Raw genomic sequence first — 16676 nt, forward strand, 5'->3', positions numbered from 1 at the left:
CTCAGCGGCGGACGGTCCGGGGCCGGCGCAGCGCGACGATGGCGACGACCAGGCCGGCGATGGTCAGCGCGATCCCGCCGGGCACCAGGAGCCCGCCGGTGAACCCGCCGGCGCTGCCGCCGAACCCGGTGGCCGGGCCTCGACTGGGCTTCACCGCCTTCACCACCTGGAGCATCGTCGAGGCGGTCTCGCCGTCGCGGCACTCCAGCTTGACCCGGTAGTTGCCGGGGCGGGTGCGCTCACGCACCATCGGCGTCGCGGTCAGCAGCCCACGCTGCGGCTGCACCTGCACCCGCCCGAACGCGTCGGACACCACGGTGGCGGGGATCGAGTTGTCCCGGCAGCTGGCCTTGAGGCCCACCAGGAAGCCCGGCTCCACGGTGCTCGGGCTGACCTCGACGAAGACGTCCACGACTGGGCCGGGCTGGCCGCCCACGCTGCTCGCCGGCTCCGGCGCCGGCGCGCCCGCCAGCGCCGTCCCGCTCGCCGGCTCGGCAGCGAACTCCGTCTCCCCGGCGAGGGCCGGTGACTCGGCGGCGGGTTGGCGGGCCGTCCAGTCGGTCGACGCCTCGTCGAGCGCGGGGGCGGCGGCGAGCAGCACGCCGGCGATGACGGCCGACAGCGTGAAGCCAGCGCGGGTCATTGCCACAATGCCCCCTCCCGACGCCGTTTCCGCCGTGCCGGGCAGCGGACCGCCCGGTCTGCCGTACGAGATGGATCCTCTCATCCCCGGTCGTACATCACATCCGATCCGACAGGATGGTCGCGTACGCTCGGATCGCTGTGACCTTCACCGACCACGACGCCCACGCCGCGCCACGCCCCCCGGCCCGGACGATCCGCACCTTCCACCCACGACGCGGGCGGATGACCGGCCGGCAGACCGACGCGCTGGGCCGGCTGTTTCCGGCGTACGGCCTCGACGTGCCGGACGGGCCCGGCGAGCCGATCGACCCGGCCGGCCTGTTCGGCCGGCCCGCCCCGGTGGTGCTGGAGATCGGCTCGGGCATGGGCGACACCACCGCCGCGATGGCCGCGGCCGACCCGGATCGAGATTATCTGGCGGTCGAAGTGCACACGCCGGGAATCGCCAACCTGCTCGACCTGGTAGAACGCCGTGACCTGCGCAACGTCCGGGTGGCCCGGGGCGACGCCCTGGAGCTGGTCCGTCGCCTACCGGAAGGGTCGCTCGACGCGGTGCACGTCTTCTTCCCGGACCCGTGGCCCAAGGCCCGCCACCACAAGCGGCGGCTGATCCAGCCGGCCCACGTGGCCCTGCTGCGCGACCGGCTGGCGCCCGGCGGCACCCTGCACTGCGCCACCGACTGGGCCGAGTACGCCGAGGCGATGCGGGAGACCCTCGACGCCGACCCGGAGCTGGTCAGCGCCCACGACGGCTACGCCCCGCGCCCGGCACACCGGCCGGTGACCAAGTTCGAGCGCCGGGCCCTGCATGCCGGCCGCCCGGTCGCGGATCTGATCTATCAGCGCCGGTAGGGTGCCCGCCCCTCCCCCGGCTGGCGCACGGCGCCATGATCCAGGCACCATTGACGGGCTATGACGCTCACCGCCGCGCTGCCCGCAACCGCCGACCCCGACACCCTCTACGACGCGTTCGCCAGCTGGGCGAAGGAGCGCGGCCTCGACCTCTACCCCCACCAGGAGGAGGCGGTCATCGAGATCGTCTCCGGCGCCAACGTGATCATGAACACGCCGACCGGCTCCGGCAAGAGCCTGGTCGCGATCGCGGCGCACTTCGCGGCCCTGGCCGACGACCGGACCACCTTCTACACCGCGCCGATCAAGGCCCTCGTCTCGGAGAAGTTCTTCGCGCTCTGCGAGGTCTTCGGCGCCGAGAACGTCGGCATGCTCACCGGCGACGCCAGCGTCAACGCGGACGCCCCGATCATCTGCTGCACCGCCGAGATCCTCGCCAACCTGGCGCTGCGGGAGGGGGCGCGGGCCGACGTCGGCCAGGTGGTCATGGACGAGTTCCACTTCTACGCCGAGCCGGACCGGGGCTGGGCCTGGCAGGTGCCGCTCATCGAGCTGCCCCAGGCGCAGTTCATCCTGATGTCTGCCACGCTCGGCGACACGACCCGGTTCGTCGATGACCTGACCCGGCGCACCGGCCGGCCGACCGCCGTCGTCCGCTCGGCCGAGCGGCCGGTCCCGCTGCTCTTCTCGTACGCGAGGACGCCGTTGCACGAGACGCTCGAGGAGTTGCTGGAGACCAAGCAGGCCCCGGTGTACGTCGTGCACTTCACCCAGGCCGCCGCGCTGGAGCGGGCGCAGGCGCTGATGAGCGTCAACGTCTGCACCCGGGCCGAGAAGGACATGATCGCGCAGGCGATCGGGAACTTCCGGTTCACCTCCGGCTTCGGCAAGACGCTGTCCCGGCTGGTCCGGCACGGCATCGGCGTGCACCACGCGGGCATGCTGCCCAAGTACCGCCGGCTGGTGGAGACCCTCGCCCAGGCCGGTCTGCTCAAGGTCATCTGCGGCACCGACACCCTCGGCGTCGGCATCAACGTGCCGATCCGCACGGTGCTCTTCACCGGCCTGTCGAAGTACGACGGGACCCGCACCCGGCTGCTCAAGGCCCGGGAGTTCCACCAGATCGCCGGGCGCGCCGGCCGGGCCGGCTTCGACACCATCGGCCGGGTGGTGGTGCAGGCGCCGGAGCACGTGATCGAGAACGAGAAGGCCCTCGCGAAGGCGGGCGACGACCCGAAGAAGCGGCGCAAGGTGGTCCGCAAGAAGCCGCCGGAGGGCTCGATCGGCTGGGGCCAGCCCACCTTCGACCGGCTGGTCGAGGCCGAGCCGGAGCCGCTCACCTCCAGCTTCCAGGTCAGCCACTCGATGCTGCTCAACGTCATCGGTCGGCCCGGGGACGCGTTCGGCGCCATGCGGCACCTGCTCACCGACAACCACGAGGACCGGGCCGCCCAGCGCCGGCACATCCGGCGGGCCATCGCCATCTACCGGGCGCTGCGCGCCGGCGGCGTGGTCGAGGAGCTGCCCGAGCCGGACGAGACCGGCCGGCGGGTCCGGCTCACCGTCGACCTCCAGCTGGACTTCGCCCTCAACCAGCCGCTGTCGCCGCTGGCCCTGGCCGCCATCGAGCTGCTCGACCGGGAGTCCCCGTCGTACGCCCTCGACGTGCTCTCGGTGATCGAGTCGATCCTCGACAACCCGCGTCAGGTGCTGTCCGCCCAGCAGTTCAAGGCCCGCGGCGAGGCGGTCGCCGCGATGAAGGCCGAGGGCATCGAGTACGAGGCCCGCCTGGAGCTGCTCGACGAGGTGACCTGGCCCAAGCCCCTCGCTGAGCTGCTGGAGGCCGCGTACGAGATGTACCGGCAGGGGCACCCGTGGGTGGCCGACCACCAGCTCGCCCCCAAGTCCGTCGTCCGGGACATGTACGAGCGGGCGATGACCTTCACCGAGTACGTGCAGTTCTACGGGCTGTCCCGCTCCGAGGGCCTGGTGCTGCGCTACCTCGCGGACGCGTACAAGACGCTGCGGCAGACCGTCCCCGAGGACGCCAAGACCGAGGAGCTGGTCGACCTCATCGAGTGGCTGGGCGAGCTGGTCCGGCAGGTGGACTCCAGCCTGATCGACGAGTGGGAACGGCTGCGCAACCCGTCCGACGTCGCGGAGGTCGCCTCGTCCCTGGACGACCGGCCGCCGGCGGTCACCCGCAACGCCCGGGCGTTCCGGGTGCTGGTCCGCAACGCGCTGTTCCGGCGGGTGGAGCTGGCCGCGCTGCGCCGCTGGGACCTGCTCGGCGAACTCGACGCCGGGGACGGTTGGGACGCCGACGCCTGGGCCGACGCGCTGGAGCCCTACTTCGAGTCGTACGACTCGATCGGCGTGGGGCCGGACGCGCGCGGGCCGGCGCTGCTCATGATCGAACAGGGTCGCGAGCGGTGGACGGTCCGGCAGATCCTGGACGACCCCGAGGGCGACCACGACTGGGGCATCAGCGCCGAGGTCGACCTGGCCGCCTCGGATGACGCGGGCGCCGCAGTCGTCCGGATCACGTCTGTCGGGCAGCTCTGACAGTTCTGTGAAAGGGGCCGTCCGGGATGCCCGGGCGGCCCCTTTCGTTCCCTGGGCGATGTCAGCCTCGTCGATTAGAATGTATGTACTAATCGAGTTGTTGACCTGGGAGGATGCTCGTGACTGCGCCCACCTCCACCGCACCCCTCACCCCCTACGCCACCCTCCTCGGGTTCACCCGCTACGTGGACCGCACCGGGCCGACCAAGGCGACTTTCGTCGGGGGCCTGCGCAAGCAGCGGGCGAGCCGGCACGGCTTCAACCCGCACGGCCAGTTCGTCAAGGCGCTCAAGGCCGACATCGCCTTCCACACCGGCGGCACCCACCTCGACCAGGTGGCCGACCAGGTCAAGCCGCGCTGGCGCCCGCTCTACCAGGCGCTCGTGCCGGGGGCGACCGCCTGGCTGCAGTCCCTCGGCGAGCCGACCTCGATCGACCTGGCCCAGACGCGCGACGCCCTCGCGATGCTCGGCGACCTGCCCGTCAAGATCAACCCCCACTTCGGCGTACGCCACGCCGACGGGCGCGTCGAGGCGGTCCGGCTGCACTTCGACGAGACCCCGCCGAGCGAGGAGGCGGTGCTCGCGACGCTGCACCTGATGGCCCGACACATGGACGCGGTGCTCCCGCACGCCGAGCCGGTGCTGGTCGACGTCCGGCGCGGCCAGGCGCACCGCACGCCCGACGGCGTCAAGCCCGAGCAGGTCGAGCGCTGGCTCGCCGGCGAAGCGGCCGCCTTCCGCGCCCTCTGGACCACCGCCGCCTGACCCGCCCCGCCTTCACCTCCGCGCCGATGCTCAAGATCCGCGCAATATCCGGGTAGTTGCTGCCTCCGCCGCTCTGGAAGCGACATCTTCCCGGATGTTGCGCGGATCTTGCCGTTGTGCGAGGCGCAGTGGTTATCCACAGGGTCAGCGCGTGGGCACGAGAGTCGTGGACTGGATCGTGGTGCACGTGACCGCAAAGCGCCTCAGGGAGGACTTCGACGGCGTCGTGGCCGAGCTGCGACGTGCACTGAACCGGCGCACCCGATGATCGCGGCTGAGTACGTCAAGATCCGCGCAACTTCAGGGGAAGTGCTGCCTCGTCATCGCAGCAGGCAGCATCTTCGGTGAAGTTGCGCGGATCTTGACGGTGTTGCGTAGGGCGTGCGGGTGGGTCAGGCGGCCAGGTACTTCTGGAGGTCGTCGAGGATCTTGTTGGCGGCGCCGACGCCGATGCCGGTCATCCAGACCTCGTCCGAGACCACGTACGACTTGTTCGCCTTGACGGCGGAGAGGCCCTTCCAGAGCGTGCCGCCGGTGACCTTGGTCTGCTCCGCGGCGGCCTTCTCGCCGTAGGCGGTCACGAAGATGACGTCGCCGTCCACCTCGTTGACCCGCTCCGGGCTGACCACGTCGAAGCGCTTGTCCTCCTTGTTGGCGAGCTGCTGCCGCTCGGGCCGGCCGAGGCCGGTGTCGCCCAGGACGATGCCGGAGAACGAGTCGGGGCCGTACACCCGGATCGCGCCCGGCAGGAAGCGGACGATGGAGATCTTGCGGTTGGCGGCGTCGCCCAGCTTCGTGCCGAACTCCTTGGCCCGGGTCTCGTACGTGGCGAGCAGGTCCTTGGCCTCCTGCTCCTTGCCGAGCGCCTTGCCGTCGAGCAGGAAGTTCTCCTTCCAGGTGATGCCCACCTTCTCGGTGAACACCGTCGGCGCGATGGCGGACAGCTCGTCGTAGAACTTCTCCTGGCGGAACTTGCTGCCCAGGATCAGGTCGGGCTTGAGCGCGTTGATCGCCTCGATGTCGGGCTCGGCGAGGACCCCGACCTCCTTGATGCTGGCGAGCTTGTCCGCGCCGAAGTAGGTCGGCCAGCTCTTCGCCTCGCCGGCGGTGGCGGCGCCGACCGGCGTGACGCCGAGGGAGAGCGCGGTGTCGATCTTGTCGGTGTCGAGGACGACGACCCGCTGGGGGTGAGCCGGGACGTTGGTGGTGCCCATGGCGTGGGTGATCTCCCGGGTCTCCCCGCCGGTGGTGCCGGCGACCGGGTCGCTCTCACCGCAGGCGGTGAGTCCGACGCCGAGGGCGGCGGCCGCGGCGAGAACTGCGACGAGACGACGCATCAGTTTCCTTCCGAAGGGTACGAGCCGGCGAAGGCGTTCTCGCCGGCGGTTGGTGCGGCACCGGAAGCGGTGCCGGAGTCGGTGGCCCCGGACGAGCCGGCAGCCGAGGAAGCGGCACCGGACGAACCGACGGCGACGGCATCGGCGGCGGAAGGCCCGGCAGCCGCGCCGGGCGAGCCGGCGGCGGCATCGGTGCCGGAGGGCTCGGCGGTGGCGCGGGACGCCAGGGTGGGGCTGCTGAGCGCGGGCACCACCAGCGGCGCCCCGGTCACCGGGCAGGGCACGACGACGCAGTCGAGCCCGAAGACGTCACGGACCAGGTCCGCGGTGAGGATCTCGCGCGGCGGCCCGGCCGCCACCACGGCGCCGGCCCGCATCGCGACCAGGTGGTCGGCGTACCGGGCGGCCTGGTTGAGGTCGTGCAGCACGGCGACGACGGTGCGCCCCCGCTCGGTGCGCAGCCGGTGCAGCAGGTCCAGCACCTCCACCTGGTGCGCCAGGTCGAGGAAGGTGGTCGGCTCGTCCAGCAGCAGCGCCTCGGTGTCCTGAGCCAGCGTCATGGCGATCCAGACCCGCTGCCGCTGGCCGCCGGAGAGGGTGTCCACCGGCCGGTCGGCGAGGCCGGCGACGTCCGCCAGCTCCATCGCCCGGTCCACCGCAGCGCTGTCCTGCTCCGACCACTGTCGCCACCAGCGCTGGTACGGCTGGCGCCCGCGCCCCACCAGGTCGGCGACCGTGACGCCCTCGGGGACCAGCGGGCTCTGCGGCAGGACGGCGAGCCGGCGGGCCACCTCCCGGGTCGGCAGCTCCCGGATGGCGGCGCCGTCCAGCAGCACGGTCCCGCGACGCGGGCTGAGCAGCCGGGCCATGGTCCGCAGCAGGGTGGACTTGCCGCAGGCGTTCGGCCCGACGATCACGGTGAACGCGTCGGCGGGCAGGTCGAGCTCCAGCCCGTCCAGCACGGTCCGCTCGTCGTAGCCGGCGACCAGGTCGCGGGTGGAGAGCATCACGCCTCCTCGGAGGGGTCGACGGAAGGGTGGACGGCGGCGGTGGTCACGAGGACTTCCGCCGGCCGCGCAGCAGCAGGTACATCAGGTAAGGGCCGCCGATGGCGGCGGTCAGCACGCCCGCCGGCAGCTGGGTGGGCGCGAAGAGCCGCCGCCCGGCCAGGTCGGCGAGCACCAGCAGCAGGGCGCCGAGCAGCGCGGCGCAGAGCAGAGGCGGCCGCTCGGACCGGACCAGCCGCCGGGCCACCTGCGGCGCGACCAGGGCGACGAAGTCGACCGCGCCGACCTGGGCGGTGACCATCGCGGCGACGAGCACGCCGGTGCCGGCGAGCCCGATCCGGCGGGCCACCGGGCGCAGACCGATCCCGCGGGCGGTGTCGTCGTCGAGTGCGGTGCTGTTCAGCGCCCAGCCGGCCCAGAGCAGCACCGGCAGCAGCACCAGCAGCGTGCCGGCGATCCAGACGGTCTCCGTCCAGCCCTTGCCGGCGAGGGTGCCGATCAGCCAGATCTGCGCCCGCAGCCCGTCGATCGGGTCGGCGGTGAGCATGACCACCTCGGTGAGCGCCCGCAGGGCGAAGGCGACCGCCACGCCGGCCAGCACGAACCGCTGCGCGGCCAGCCCGTGCCGGGCGCCGAGGGCGAACAGCAGCGCCGCGGCGAGCAGCCCACCGGCCAGCGCCGCCGGCCCGACCACCACCGCGGCGACGCCGCTGGTCAGGGCCACCGTGGCGGCGAGGCCGGCGCCCTGGGTGATGCCGATGACGTCCGGGCTGGCGAGTGGGTTGCGGGCCACGCTCTGGATCAGCGTGCCGGCCACGCCGAACGCCGCGCCGGCCACCGCGGCCAGCACGAGCCGCGGCAGTCGCAGGTCGAGGACGACCAGGTCGTACGGGGTGCCGGCGCCGGAGAGCGACCGCAGCACGTCGGCCGCCGCGACGTACGGGGTGCCGAGCGACAGGCTGAGCACGGCGGCCGCCAGGAGCAGCACGGTCAGGACCGTGGCGACCAGCACCGAGCGGCGCCGGATCTGCACGCTGGCCGACCCGACCCGCAGCAGCGAGCGGCCGGGCAGCCGGGCGGTGCCGGCGCGGGACGTGGCGGCCACCGGAGCGACGGGCCCCGGGGCGCCAGGCACGCCGCCGGGGACGTCGGGGCGGTCGGCGGCGGTGACGCGGTCGCGGCTGGGGGCGCTCACGCGGTCACTACCCGGGCGCGGCGGACCAGGAAGGCGAGCAGCGGCGCGCCGATCAGCGCGGTCACGATGCCGGCGGGAATCTCGCCGGGTGGGGCGACCAGCCGGCCGACGATGTCGGCGGCGAGCAGCAGCGCCGGCCCGAGCAGCGCGGAGACGGCGAGCGTCCACCGGTGGTCGGCGCCGACCAGGGCCCGGGCGAGGTGCGGCACGGCCAGGCCGATGAACGCGATCGGCCCCGCGGCGGCGACCGCGGCCCCGGTCAGCAGCACCGCGGCGACGCCGCCGCCGAGGCGGACCAGGCCGATCCGGTGACCGAGCCCGCGGGCCACGTCGTCGCCGAGGGCGAGCGCGTCCAGGCCGCGGGCGACCAGGGCGGCGAGGGCGAGCCCGGCGAGCACGAACGGCAGGACCTGCACGGCGACCGACAGGTCTCGCCCGGTGAGCCCGCCGACCACCCAGAACCGGTACTCCTCGAAGGTGCGGGCGTCGATGCTGAGCAGCGCGTACACGACGGAGGCCAGGCTGGCGTCGAGCGCGGCGCCGACCAGCGCGAGGGTGACCGGGCTGGCCCCCTCCCGGGCCCGGGAGGCCACGGCGAAGACCAGCAGGCCGGCGAGGAGCGCGCCGCCGATGCCGAACCAGACGTAGCCGGCCAGCGTGCCGACGCCGAACACGGAGATGGCCAGCACCACGCCGAACGACGCGCCGGCGCTGATGCCGAGGATCCGCGGCTCGGCGAGCGGATTGCGGGTGAGGGCCTGGAAGAGCACCCCCGCCACCGCGAGCGCCAGGCCGACCGCGAGACCCAGGGCCGTACGCGGCAGGCGCAGCTCGCGGACGATCGTGCTCGCCTCGCCGCCGTCCGGCGCGACGAGGGCGTGCCACACCTGGTCCACGGGGAGCGGCCGGCTGCCGAGGGCGAAGCTGGCCAGCACGGTGAGCAGCAGCACCAGCGCGGCCACGAGGGTGACGGCGAGCCGGCGGCCACTGCGGGCGCTGCTGCTGCCGGTGGTGGCGGCCGGCCGGCTGAGGAGGGTGGTCACGAATCTCCTGCGGGTTCACGCTTAGGTTCGCCTTACCTTAGCCGACCCCTCCGCGGCGGCCGCCGCGGGCGGCGTCGATCGACCCTCGTTGACCTGGGCGGACAGCGGCGCGACCGCCGACGGCGGCCCCGGTCCGCCAGCGGCGCGGACCGCCGACGGCGGCCCAGGTCCGCCCCTAGGGTGAGGGAATGCGATTCGACCAGCACACGGTCGTCCTCCTGGTCCGCCCGTCGGACGCCCCCGAGCTGCCGCAGGACGCGCTCGACCGGTTGCAGGACGCGCACCTCGCCCACCAGGCGGGCCTGGTGGAACAGGGCCTCGTCCTCGCGGCCGGGCCGTTCGTCGACAGCGACGACGACCGGCTGCGCGGTTTCGTGGTGCTCTCCGTCCACCGCGACATGGCGCGGGAGCTGTACCACAACGACCCGGCGGTCCGGGCCGGGCGGCTGGAGGTGCGGGTGATGAGCTGGATGGTGCCCGAGGGCAACGTCCGGTTCGAGAGCGTGCCGATGCCGCGCTCGATGCTGGAGGCCGCGGCCGGCGACTGACCCGGCCCGCGACTGACGCGGCCCGCGACTGACGCGGCCCGCGACTGACGCGGCCCGCGAACTTTCCCGGCCCGCGACTGACCCGGCCGGCGACCGACGCGCCCGGCGACCGACCCGGGTCAGGCCGGCGTGCCGCTCCGCGGGCTCGGCACGGCCGCGTCGTCGACCTGGTGGTCGGCCCAGACGTACGTCTCGGGCAGCAGCTCGCCGACGGCGACGACGCGCATCGCGTCCATCGGCCCGACGATGACCCGGATCGACGGGAAGTAGTCCCGCAGGACCTGACGGCACCGACCGCACGGCGGGATCACCCCGCGTCCCTGGTCGCCCACCGCGACGATGGTCTCCAGGTCGCCGGCTCCCTGGGTGGCGGCCGCGCCGATCGCGACCAGCTCGGCGCACGGCCCGCCGGTGAAGTGGTAGACGTTCACGCCGGTGAAGACCCGACCGTCGGCGGTGCGGGCCGCGGCCGCGACGGTGTGGTTCTCGCTGCGGCAACGCAGCTTGGCGACCGCCGTGGCGGCCTGCACCAGCGCCCGGTCGGTGTCCCGCATCGTCATCGGCGTCCCCCTCGTCGACCTCGGTCGGCGGCAACTGTAGTCCGGTCGGACCCGCGCCCCGCCGCGCCACCGGGTGACCGCACCGCCGCCTCGCCGCCGGTTGACCCCACCGTGCCCCGCCACGCCACCGAAGCCTCGGCGGCACCCGCACCGGCCCGCGCCGGCCTCCACCTGCCTCCGCCGGGCGACCGCCGACCGATCGGCTCGGCGGTGGTCCGGGCGTGTGACCAGCGCGGCACGGCCGGTCGGTAACCCAGGGGCGGTCCGGCCCGCGCCTGCCTATCCTTGGCGACGACATGCAGAATCCAGCCGCACCCGCCGCGACGGACTCCGTCCGCGAGCTGCACCGCCGCCTCTCCCCCCTGATGTTCCGCGACCAGCGCCGCCTCCAGCGGCGGTTGGACGGCGCCTGGAAGCTGCGCGACCCGGAGCGACGGGCCTCGGCGCTGACCGAGATCACCGCCGAGATCGAGCGCGCCGAGCAGCGGCTGGCCGAGCGGCGCGCGGCGGTGCCGCTGGTCACCTACCCGGCCGGCCTGCCGGTGAGCGAGCGCAAGGACGAGATCGCCGCCGCCATCCGGGACCACCAGGTCGTGATTGTGGCCGGCGAGACCGGCTCCGGCAAGACCACCCAGCTGCCGAAGATCTGCCTGGAGCTGGGGCGCGGGGTGCACGGGCTGATCGGGCACACCCAGCCCCGGCGGCTGGCCGCCCGGACGGTCGCCGACCGGATCGCCGAGGAGCTCGGCACCGAGCTGGGCGACGTGGTGGGCTACAAGGTCCGCTTCACCGACCAGGTCGGTGACCGCAGCCTGGTCAAGCTGATGACCGACGGCATCCTGCTTGCCGAGCTGCAGACCGACCGGATGCTCCGCCAGTACGACACCCTGATCATCGATGAGGCGCACGAGCGCAGCCTCAACGTCGACTTCATCCTGGGCTACCTGAAGCAGCTGCTCCCCCGGCGCCCCGATCTCAAGGTGATCATCACCTCGGCGACGATTGAGACGGACCGGTTCGCCCGGCACTTCGCCGACGCCGAGGGCGACCCCGCGCCGATCATCGAGGTCTCCGGCCGGACCTACCCGGTGGAGGTGCGCTACCGGCCGCTCGTCGAGGTCACCGAGGCCGAGGACGACGGGGCGGACGAGGAGAACGTCCGGGACCAGATCCAGGCGATCGGCGACGCGGTCGAGGAGTTGGCGGCCGAGGGTCCCGGCGACATCCTGGTCTTCCTCAGCGGTGAGCGGGAGATCCGGGACACCGCCGACGCGCTGGGCCGGCTGGTGCAGTCCCGGCCGGCGCTGCGCGACACGGAGATCCTGCCGCTGTACGCCCGGCTCTCCGCCGCCGAGCAGCACCGGGTCTTCGCCCCGCACCGGGGGCGTCGGGTGGTGCTGGCGACCAACGTCGCGGAGACCTCGCTGACCGTGCCCGGCATCAAGTACGTGGTCGATCCGGGCACCGCCCGGATCTCGCGGTACAGCAACCGGCTCAAGGTGCAGCGGCTGCCGATCGAGCCGGTCTCCCAGGCGTCGGCCAACCAGCGCAAGGGGCGCTGCGGCCGCACCTCGGACGGCATCTGCATCCGCCTCTACGACGAGCAGGACTTCCTGTCCCGCCCCGAGTTCACCGACCCGGAGATCCTGCGCACCAACCTCGCCTCGGTCATCCTCCAGATGACCGCGATCGGGCTCGGCGACATCGCCGCGTTCCCGTTCATCGACCCGCCGGACCGGCGCAACATCACCGACGGCGTCAACCTGCTGCACGAGCTGGGCGGGCTCGACCCGGCCGAGACCGACCCGGCCAAGCGCCTCACCCCGCTGGGGCGCCGGCTGGCCCAGCTCCCGGTCGACCCCCGGCTGGCCCGGATGGTGGTCGAGGGCGAGCGCAACGGCTGCGCGACCGAGGTGACGGTGATCGCCGCCGCCCTGTCGATCCAGGATCCCCGGGAGCGGCCGGCCGACCGGCAGGCCCAGGCCGACCAGGCGCACGCCCGGTTCGCCGACCGGGAGTCGGACTTCGTCGCGCTGCTCAACCTGTGGCGTCACCTGCGCGAGCAGCAGCGGGAGCTGTCGTCCAGCGCCTTCCGGCGGATGTGCAAGGCCGAGTTCCTCAACTACCTGCGGGTGCGCGAGTGGCAGGACATCGTCAGCCAACTGCGGCAGGTGCTGCGTACCCCGGAACAGGGCGGCCCGGGGCGCGGCGGGCGGCCGGCGCGCGGCGCCGGCGCGGCCGCGGACGCCGGCGAGCGGCGCGGCGTCGGCGCGGACCTGCCGGAGGAGATCGACACCCCGCGGGTGCACCAGTCGCTGCTGGCCGGGCTGCTCTCGCACGTCGGCCTGAAGGACGCGCAGAAGAACGAGTACCTGGGCGCCCGGGGGGCGAGGTTCGCCCTCTTCCCCGGTTCCGCGCTGGCGAAGCGGCCGCCGCGTTGGGTGATGGCGGCCGAGCTGGTGGAGACCTCCCGGCTGTGGGGCCGGGTGAACGGCCGGGTCGAGCCGGAGTGGGTCGAGCCCCTGGCGCAGCACCTGGTCAAGCGCAGCTACAGCGAGCCGCACTGGGAGAAGAAGCAGGCGGCGGTGATGGCGTACGAGCGGGTCACCCTCTACGGCATCCCGCTGGTCACCTCCCGGAAGGTCAACTTCGGCCGGATCGACCCGGCGCTGTCCCGCGAGTTGTTCATCCGGCACGCGCTGGTGGAGGGCGACTGGCAGACCCACCACCAGTTCTGGGGCGACAACCAGCGACTGCTGGGCGAGATCGAGGAGCTGGAGCACCGGGCCCGCCGGCGGGACATCCTGGTCGACGACCAGACCATCTTCGACTTCTACGACCAGCGGATCCCGGCCGACGTGGTGTCCGGTCGGCACTTCGACGCGTGGTGGAAGAAGACCCGCCGGGAGAGCCCGGATCTGCTCACGTTCACCCGCGAGCTGCTCACCAACAGCGGCCGGGGCGGGGTGGCGGAGGCGGACTACCCCGACGAGTGGCGCGCCGACGGGGTGGCCCTGCCGCTGACGTACCGCTTCGAGCCGGGCACCACGACCGACGGGGTCACCGTGGACATCCCGCTGCCGCTGCTCAACCAGGTGCCGGCGGAGAGCTTCGACTGGCACGTGCCCGGGCTGCGCGAGGAGTTGGTCGTCGCGCTGATCCGCTCGCTGCCCAAGGCGGTGCGGCGCAACTTCGTCCCGGTGCCGGACTACGCCCGGGCCGCGATCGCCGCGATGCCGGCCGGCGAGGAGCCGCTGCTGGACGCGCTCACCCGGCAGCTGCGCCGGATGACCGGGGTCACCGTGCCCCGGGACGCCTGGGACGTGACGAAGCTGCCGCCGCACCTGCGGGTGACGTTCCGGGTGCTCGGCGAGGACGACCAGCCGGTCGCCGAGAGCAAGGACCTGCCGGCGCTGCAACGCCAGCTCAAGCAGGAGGTACGCCAGGTGGTGGCGGCCGCCGCGCCGGACGTGGCCCGCACCGGGTTGCGGGAGTGGAGCATCGGCGCCCTGCCGCGCACGATCGAGCAGGTCCGCGCCGGCTACGCGGTGACGGCGTACCCCGCGCTGGTCGACGAGGGCGCCACGGCCGGCGTACGGGTCTTCGACTCGGCCGCCGAGGCGGAGGCGGCGCACTGGGCGGGCACCCGGCGGTTGCTGCGGCTGACCGTGCCCTCCCCGGCGAAGTTCCTCCAGGGACGGCTGTCGAACGAGGCGAAGCTGGCGCTCAGCCGCAACCCGCACGGCGGGGTGCAGGCGCTGATCGAGGACGCCACCGGCGCGGCGATCGACAAGCTGATCGCCGACGCCGGGGGCCCGGCCTGGGACAGCGAGGGCTTCGCCGCGGTGCGCGAGCGGGTCCGGGCCGACCTGGTGGACACCGTGGTCGAGGTGATGGATCGGGCGCGCCGGGTGCTGGCCGCCGCGTACGCGGTGGAGCAGCGGCTCGGCCGGACGCAGAACCTGGCCGTGGTGGCCGCCCTGGCCGACATCCGCGCCCAGCTCTCCGGGCTGGTGCACGCCGGCTTCCTCACCGAGGCGGGCTACGCCCGCCTGCCCGACCTGCTGCGCTACCTGACCGCGATCGAGCGGCGGCTGGACCGGCTTCCGCAGAACCCGCAGCGCGACCGGCAGCAGCAGGACCGGGTCGCCGCGGTCCGCAAGGAGTACGACGACTTGCTGGCCGCGCTGTCACCGGCCCGTCGGCAGGAGGCCGCGGTCCGGCAGATCCGTTGGATGATCGAGGAGCTGCGGGTGAACGTCTTCGCCCAGGCGCTCGGCACCCCGTATCCGGTGTCCGAGCAGCGCATCTACCGGGCGATGGACGAGGCCGAGGGCCGCTGATCCGGGCGGCGGGGCGACCGCCCCGGCCCGGCGGCACCGGCGTGCCCCGATCGGGTGGTGTGGCGCCGCGCGGAGCGGGAACACCGGTCGCCCTCGCGCGCCGACCGGGTGCGCCGCCGGGGTGAGGAGACCATCTCGTGCCCACTGCCCATGCCGCCCGCGGGTCCGTCCCCGGCACCGGTGCCGCCTCCGCCGGGGATCCGGCTCACCCGCAGGGCCCTCGGCCTCGGCCGGCCCGCGTCGTGGCCGCCGCCCGCGTCGTCGGGCTGGCCGGCACCGGACTGGCGATGCTGCTGTTCGGCGTCCTGCATGTCCCGGGGAACCCGATCGATCCGGTGCGGGAGACGGTCAGCGACTACGCGCTGTCCCGTCACGGCTGGCTGTTCAACATGGCGGTCCTCGCGCTGGCCGCGGGGTCGGCTCTGCTGCTCGCCCCCGTGGCGCGACGGTCCGGTCGGCCCGCCGTAGGGCGGCGCCGGCTACTGGCGGCGGTGGGGCCGGCCGGGTTGGGCGCGTGGTGCCTGGGCCTCGTGGTCCTGGTGGTCTTCCCGCGCGACCCGGTCGGCGCGGCGGTCACGATCACCGGCGACATCCACCGCTGGGCCGCGGTCGCCGCCCTGTGCGGCCTCCCGCTGGGTGCGTTGCTGACCGCCGTACGGCATCCGGGGCCGCTCGCCCGCACGGTGGTCGTGGGGGCGAGCGCCTGTGGGGTCGCGCTCGTCCCCTTCGTGGCCGCCTATCTGGTGGGTTCGCCGCTGCGCCCGTTCGTCGGTCTGATCGAACGCCTCGTCTGCCTCGCCGAGGTGTGCCTGCTGGTGCTCCTCGCCCTGCTGGGACGGGGCGGCCGGTCCGGCGGCCCGGTCCCGGCCGGCTACAACGGCTCGACACCCGGTGGCAGTTCCCCCTCGGTGGTGGCGTCGCGCACGTACTCCAGCAGGATGCGCCGCAGCTCCCGGCCGGCGTGGGTGGGCACCACGTCCCGGCGTCGGGCGACGGCGATCGTCCGGGTGACGCCGGGCGGCGCCAGCTGGGTGATCCGCACCCCGGGCCGGCGGGCGACCACGATGCCGGGCACGAGCGCGATGCCGAGGCCCGCCTCGACGAAGCTGAGCACGGCGTCCATCTCGCCGCCGTCGACCGCGATGGTCGGCTCGAAGCCGGCGTCCCGACAGGCGTGAAGGGTGGCGTCGCGCAGGTCGTAGCCCTCCCGGAACATCACCATGGGCTGATCGCGCAGGTCGGTGATGCGCAGCTCCCCGGTCGTGGCGGTGGCCGGCGGCTCGGCTGGCGCGGCGACCACCAGGCTCTCCCGCAGGATCGGGTCGGCCCGCAGCCCGGGGTCGGTGCCGTGGGCCGGCATGATGATCAGTGCCAGGTCGAGGTCGCCGCGGAGCAGGTCGCGGACGAGGTCCTGCGAGCCGCCCTCCTCGACCCGCAGGTCCACGGTGGGGTGCGCGTCCCGGAACCGGCGCAGCACCGGCGGGGCGAGCGAGGTGGCCAGGCTGGGCGTGGCGCCGAGGCGTACCCGGCCGCGGCGCAGGCCGACCAGCTCCTGCACCTCCCGGGTCGCCGTGTCCACGTCGGCGAGGATCCGCTTGGCCAACGGCAGCAGCACCTCGCCCGCGGTGGTGAGCGCGATGTTGCCCCTTACCCGTTCGAAGAGCGGGGCGCCGAGGTCGGCCTCCAGGGCGTGAATTTGCTTACTCAACGAGGGCTGGGTTATGCCGACGATGTCGGCGGCTTGGGTGAAATGTCGTACTTCGGCGACCGCGACGAAGTACCTCAGCTGATGGAGCTGCATCTACATAGCTTAC

At 73.7% G+C, this 16676-nt stretch carries 11 protein-coding genes and 1 pseudogene; 5 read left to right on the forward strand and 7 right to left on the reverse strand.

Going from position 1 to position 16676, the window contains the following annotated elements; all coding sequences use genetic code 11:
• Position 1: 1 nt before the first annotated feature.
• Positions 2-643, reverse strand: coding sequence for a hypothetical protein (locus tag O7603_RS10980; RefSeq protein ID WP_281575595.1), 642 nt, complete (start codon positions 641-643; stop codon positions 2-4).
• Between the two features lie 224 nt (positions 644-867).
• Between O7603_RS10980 and trmB the strand changes: the two genes are divergently transcribed.
• The 3 genes from trmB (at position 868) to O7603_RS10995 (ending at position 4829) form a co-directional block, all read left to right on the forward strand.
• A complete protein-coding gene (gene trmB / locus O7603_RS10985) occupies positions 868-1497 on the forward strand; it encodes a tRNA (guanosine(46)-N7)-methyltransferase TrmB (protein ID WP_281576665.1) in 630 nt (209 codons plus the stop codon).
• A 60-nt stretch (positions 1498-1557) separates the two neighbouring features.
• Positions 1558-4062 (forward strand): DEAD/DEAH box helicase, encoded by a 2505-nt coding sequence (locus tag O7603_RS10990; protein ID WP_281575596.1) that lies wholly within the window; start codon positions 1558-1560, stop codon positions 4060-4062.
• Between the two features lie 119 nt (positions 4063-4181).
• Positions 4182-4829 (forward strand): hypothetical protein, encoded by a 648-nt coding sequence (locus tag O7603_RS10995; RefSeq protein WP_281575597.1) that lies wholly within the window; start codon positions 4182-4184, stop codon positions 4827-4829.
• A gap of 392 nt (positions 4830-5221) precedes the next feature.
• On the opposite strand, the gene O7603_RS11000 is transcribed toward O7603_RS10995, so the two are convergent.
• The 4 genes and pseudogenes from O7603_RS11000 to O7603_RS11015 form a co-directional block, all read right to left on the reverse strand.
• Positions 5222-6166, reverse strand: a complete 945-nt coding sequence (locus tag O7603_RS11000; protein WP_281575598.1) for an iron-siderophore ABC transporter substrate-binding protein — start codon at positions 6164-6166, stop codon at positions 5222-5224.
• Between the two features lie 242 nt (positions 6167-6408).
• A pseudogene (locus O7603_RS11005) lies at positions 6409-7173 on the reverse strand (ABC transporter ATP-binding protein); the annotation flags it as partial.
• 46 nt (positions 7174-7219) lie between these two features.
• Entirely contained in the window at positions 7220-8368 is a 1149-nt protein-coding gene (locus tag O7603_RS11010; RefSeq protein WP_281575599.1) for an iron ABC transporter permease, read from the reverse strand.
• Complete coding sequence (locus O7603_RS11015) at positions 8365-9411, reverse strand: iron ABC transporter permease (RefSeq protein WP_281575600.1); 1047 nt, start codon at positions 9409-9411, stop codon at positions 8365-8367. The genes O7603_RS11010 and O7603_RS11015 overlap by 4 nt, the downstream gene beginning before the upstream one ends.
• A 188-nt stretch (positions 9412-9599) precedes the next feature.
• On the opposite strand from O7603_RS11015, the gene O7603_RS11020 reads away from it, so the two are divergent.
• Positions 9600-9959, forward strand: a complete 360-nt coding sequence (locus O7603_RS11020) for a YciI family protein (protein ID WP_281575601.1) — start codon at positions 9600-9602, stop codon at positions 9957-9959.
• Between the two features lie 119 nt (positions 9960-10078).
• Here the strand turns inward: O7603_RS11020 and O7603_RS11025 are convergent, their stop codons facing one another.
• On the reverse strand, positions 10079-10519 hold the full coding sequence (locus O7603_RS11025) for a cytidine deaminase (RefSeq protein ID WP_281575602.1): 441 nt from the start codon (positions 10517-10519) through the stop codon (positions 10079-10081).
• A gap of 296 nt (positions 10520-10815) precedes the next feature.
• On the opposite strand from O7603_RS11025, the gene hrpA reads away from it, so the two are divergent.
• Positions 10816-14862, forward strand: coding sequence for an ATP-dependent RNA helicase HrpA (hrpA, locus tag O7603_RS11030; protein WP_281575603.1), 4047 nt, complete (start codon positions 10816-10818; stop codon positions 14860-14862).
• A gap of 871 nt (positions 14863-15733) precedes the next feature.
• Here the strand turns inward: hrpA and O7603_RS11035 are convergent.
• Positions 15734-16663, reverse strand: coding sequence for a LysR family transcriptional regulator (locus O7603_RS11035; RefSeq protein ID WP_281575604.1), 930 nt, complete (start codon positions 16661-16663; stop codon positions 15734-15736).
• Between the last annotated feature and the right edge of the window lie 13 nt (positions 16664-16676).

Source organism: Micromonospora sp. WMMD812, from assembly GCF_027497215.1.
Lineage (GTDB): Bacteria > Actinomycetota > Actinomycetes > Mycobacteriales > Micromonosporaceae > Micromonospora.

What these genes read in the sequence shown, in the direction of transcription:
- O7603_RS10980 (WP_281575595.1), bottom strand. Translation starts at nt 643, where the DNA reads ATGACCCGCGCTGGCTTCACGCTGTCGGCCGTCATCGCCGGCGTGCTG.
- trmB (WP_281576665.1), top strand. Translation starts at nt 868, where the DNA reads ATGACCGGCCGGCAGACCGACGCGCTGGGCCGGCTGTTTCCGGCGTAC.
- O7603_RS10990 (WP_281575596.1), top strand. Translation starts at nt 1,558, where the DNA reads ATGACGCTCACCGCCGCGCTGCCCGCAACCGCCGACCCCGACACCCTC.
- O7603_RS11000 (WP_281575598.1), bottom strand. Translation starts at nt 6,166, where the DNA reads ATGCGTCGTCTCGTCGCAGTTCTCGCCGCGGCCGCCGCCCTCGGCGTC.
- O7603_RS11020 (WP_281575601.1), top strand. Translation starts at nt 9,600, where the DNA reads ATGCGATTCGACCAGCACACGGTCGTCCTCCTGGTCCGCCCGTCGGAC.
- O7603_RS11025 (WP_281575602.1), bottom strand. Translation starts at nt 10,519, where the DNA reads ATGACGATGCGGGACACCGACCGGGCGCTGGTGCAGGCCGCCACGGCG.
- hrpA (WP_281575603.1), top strand. Translation starts at nt 10,816, where the DNA reads ATGCAGAATCCAGCCGCACCCGCCGCGACGGACTCCGTCCGCGAGCTG.
- O7603_RS11035 (WP_281575604.1), bottom strand. Translation starts at nt 16,663, where the DNA reads ATGCAGCTCCATCAGCTGAGGTACTTCGTCGCGGTCGCCGAAGTACGA.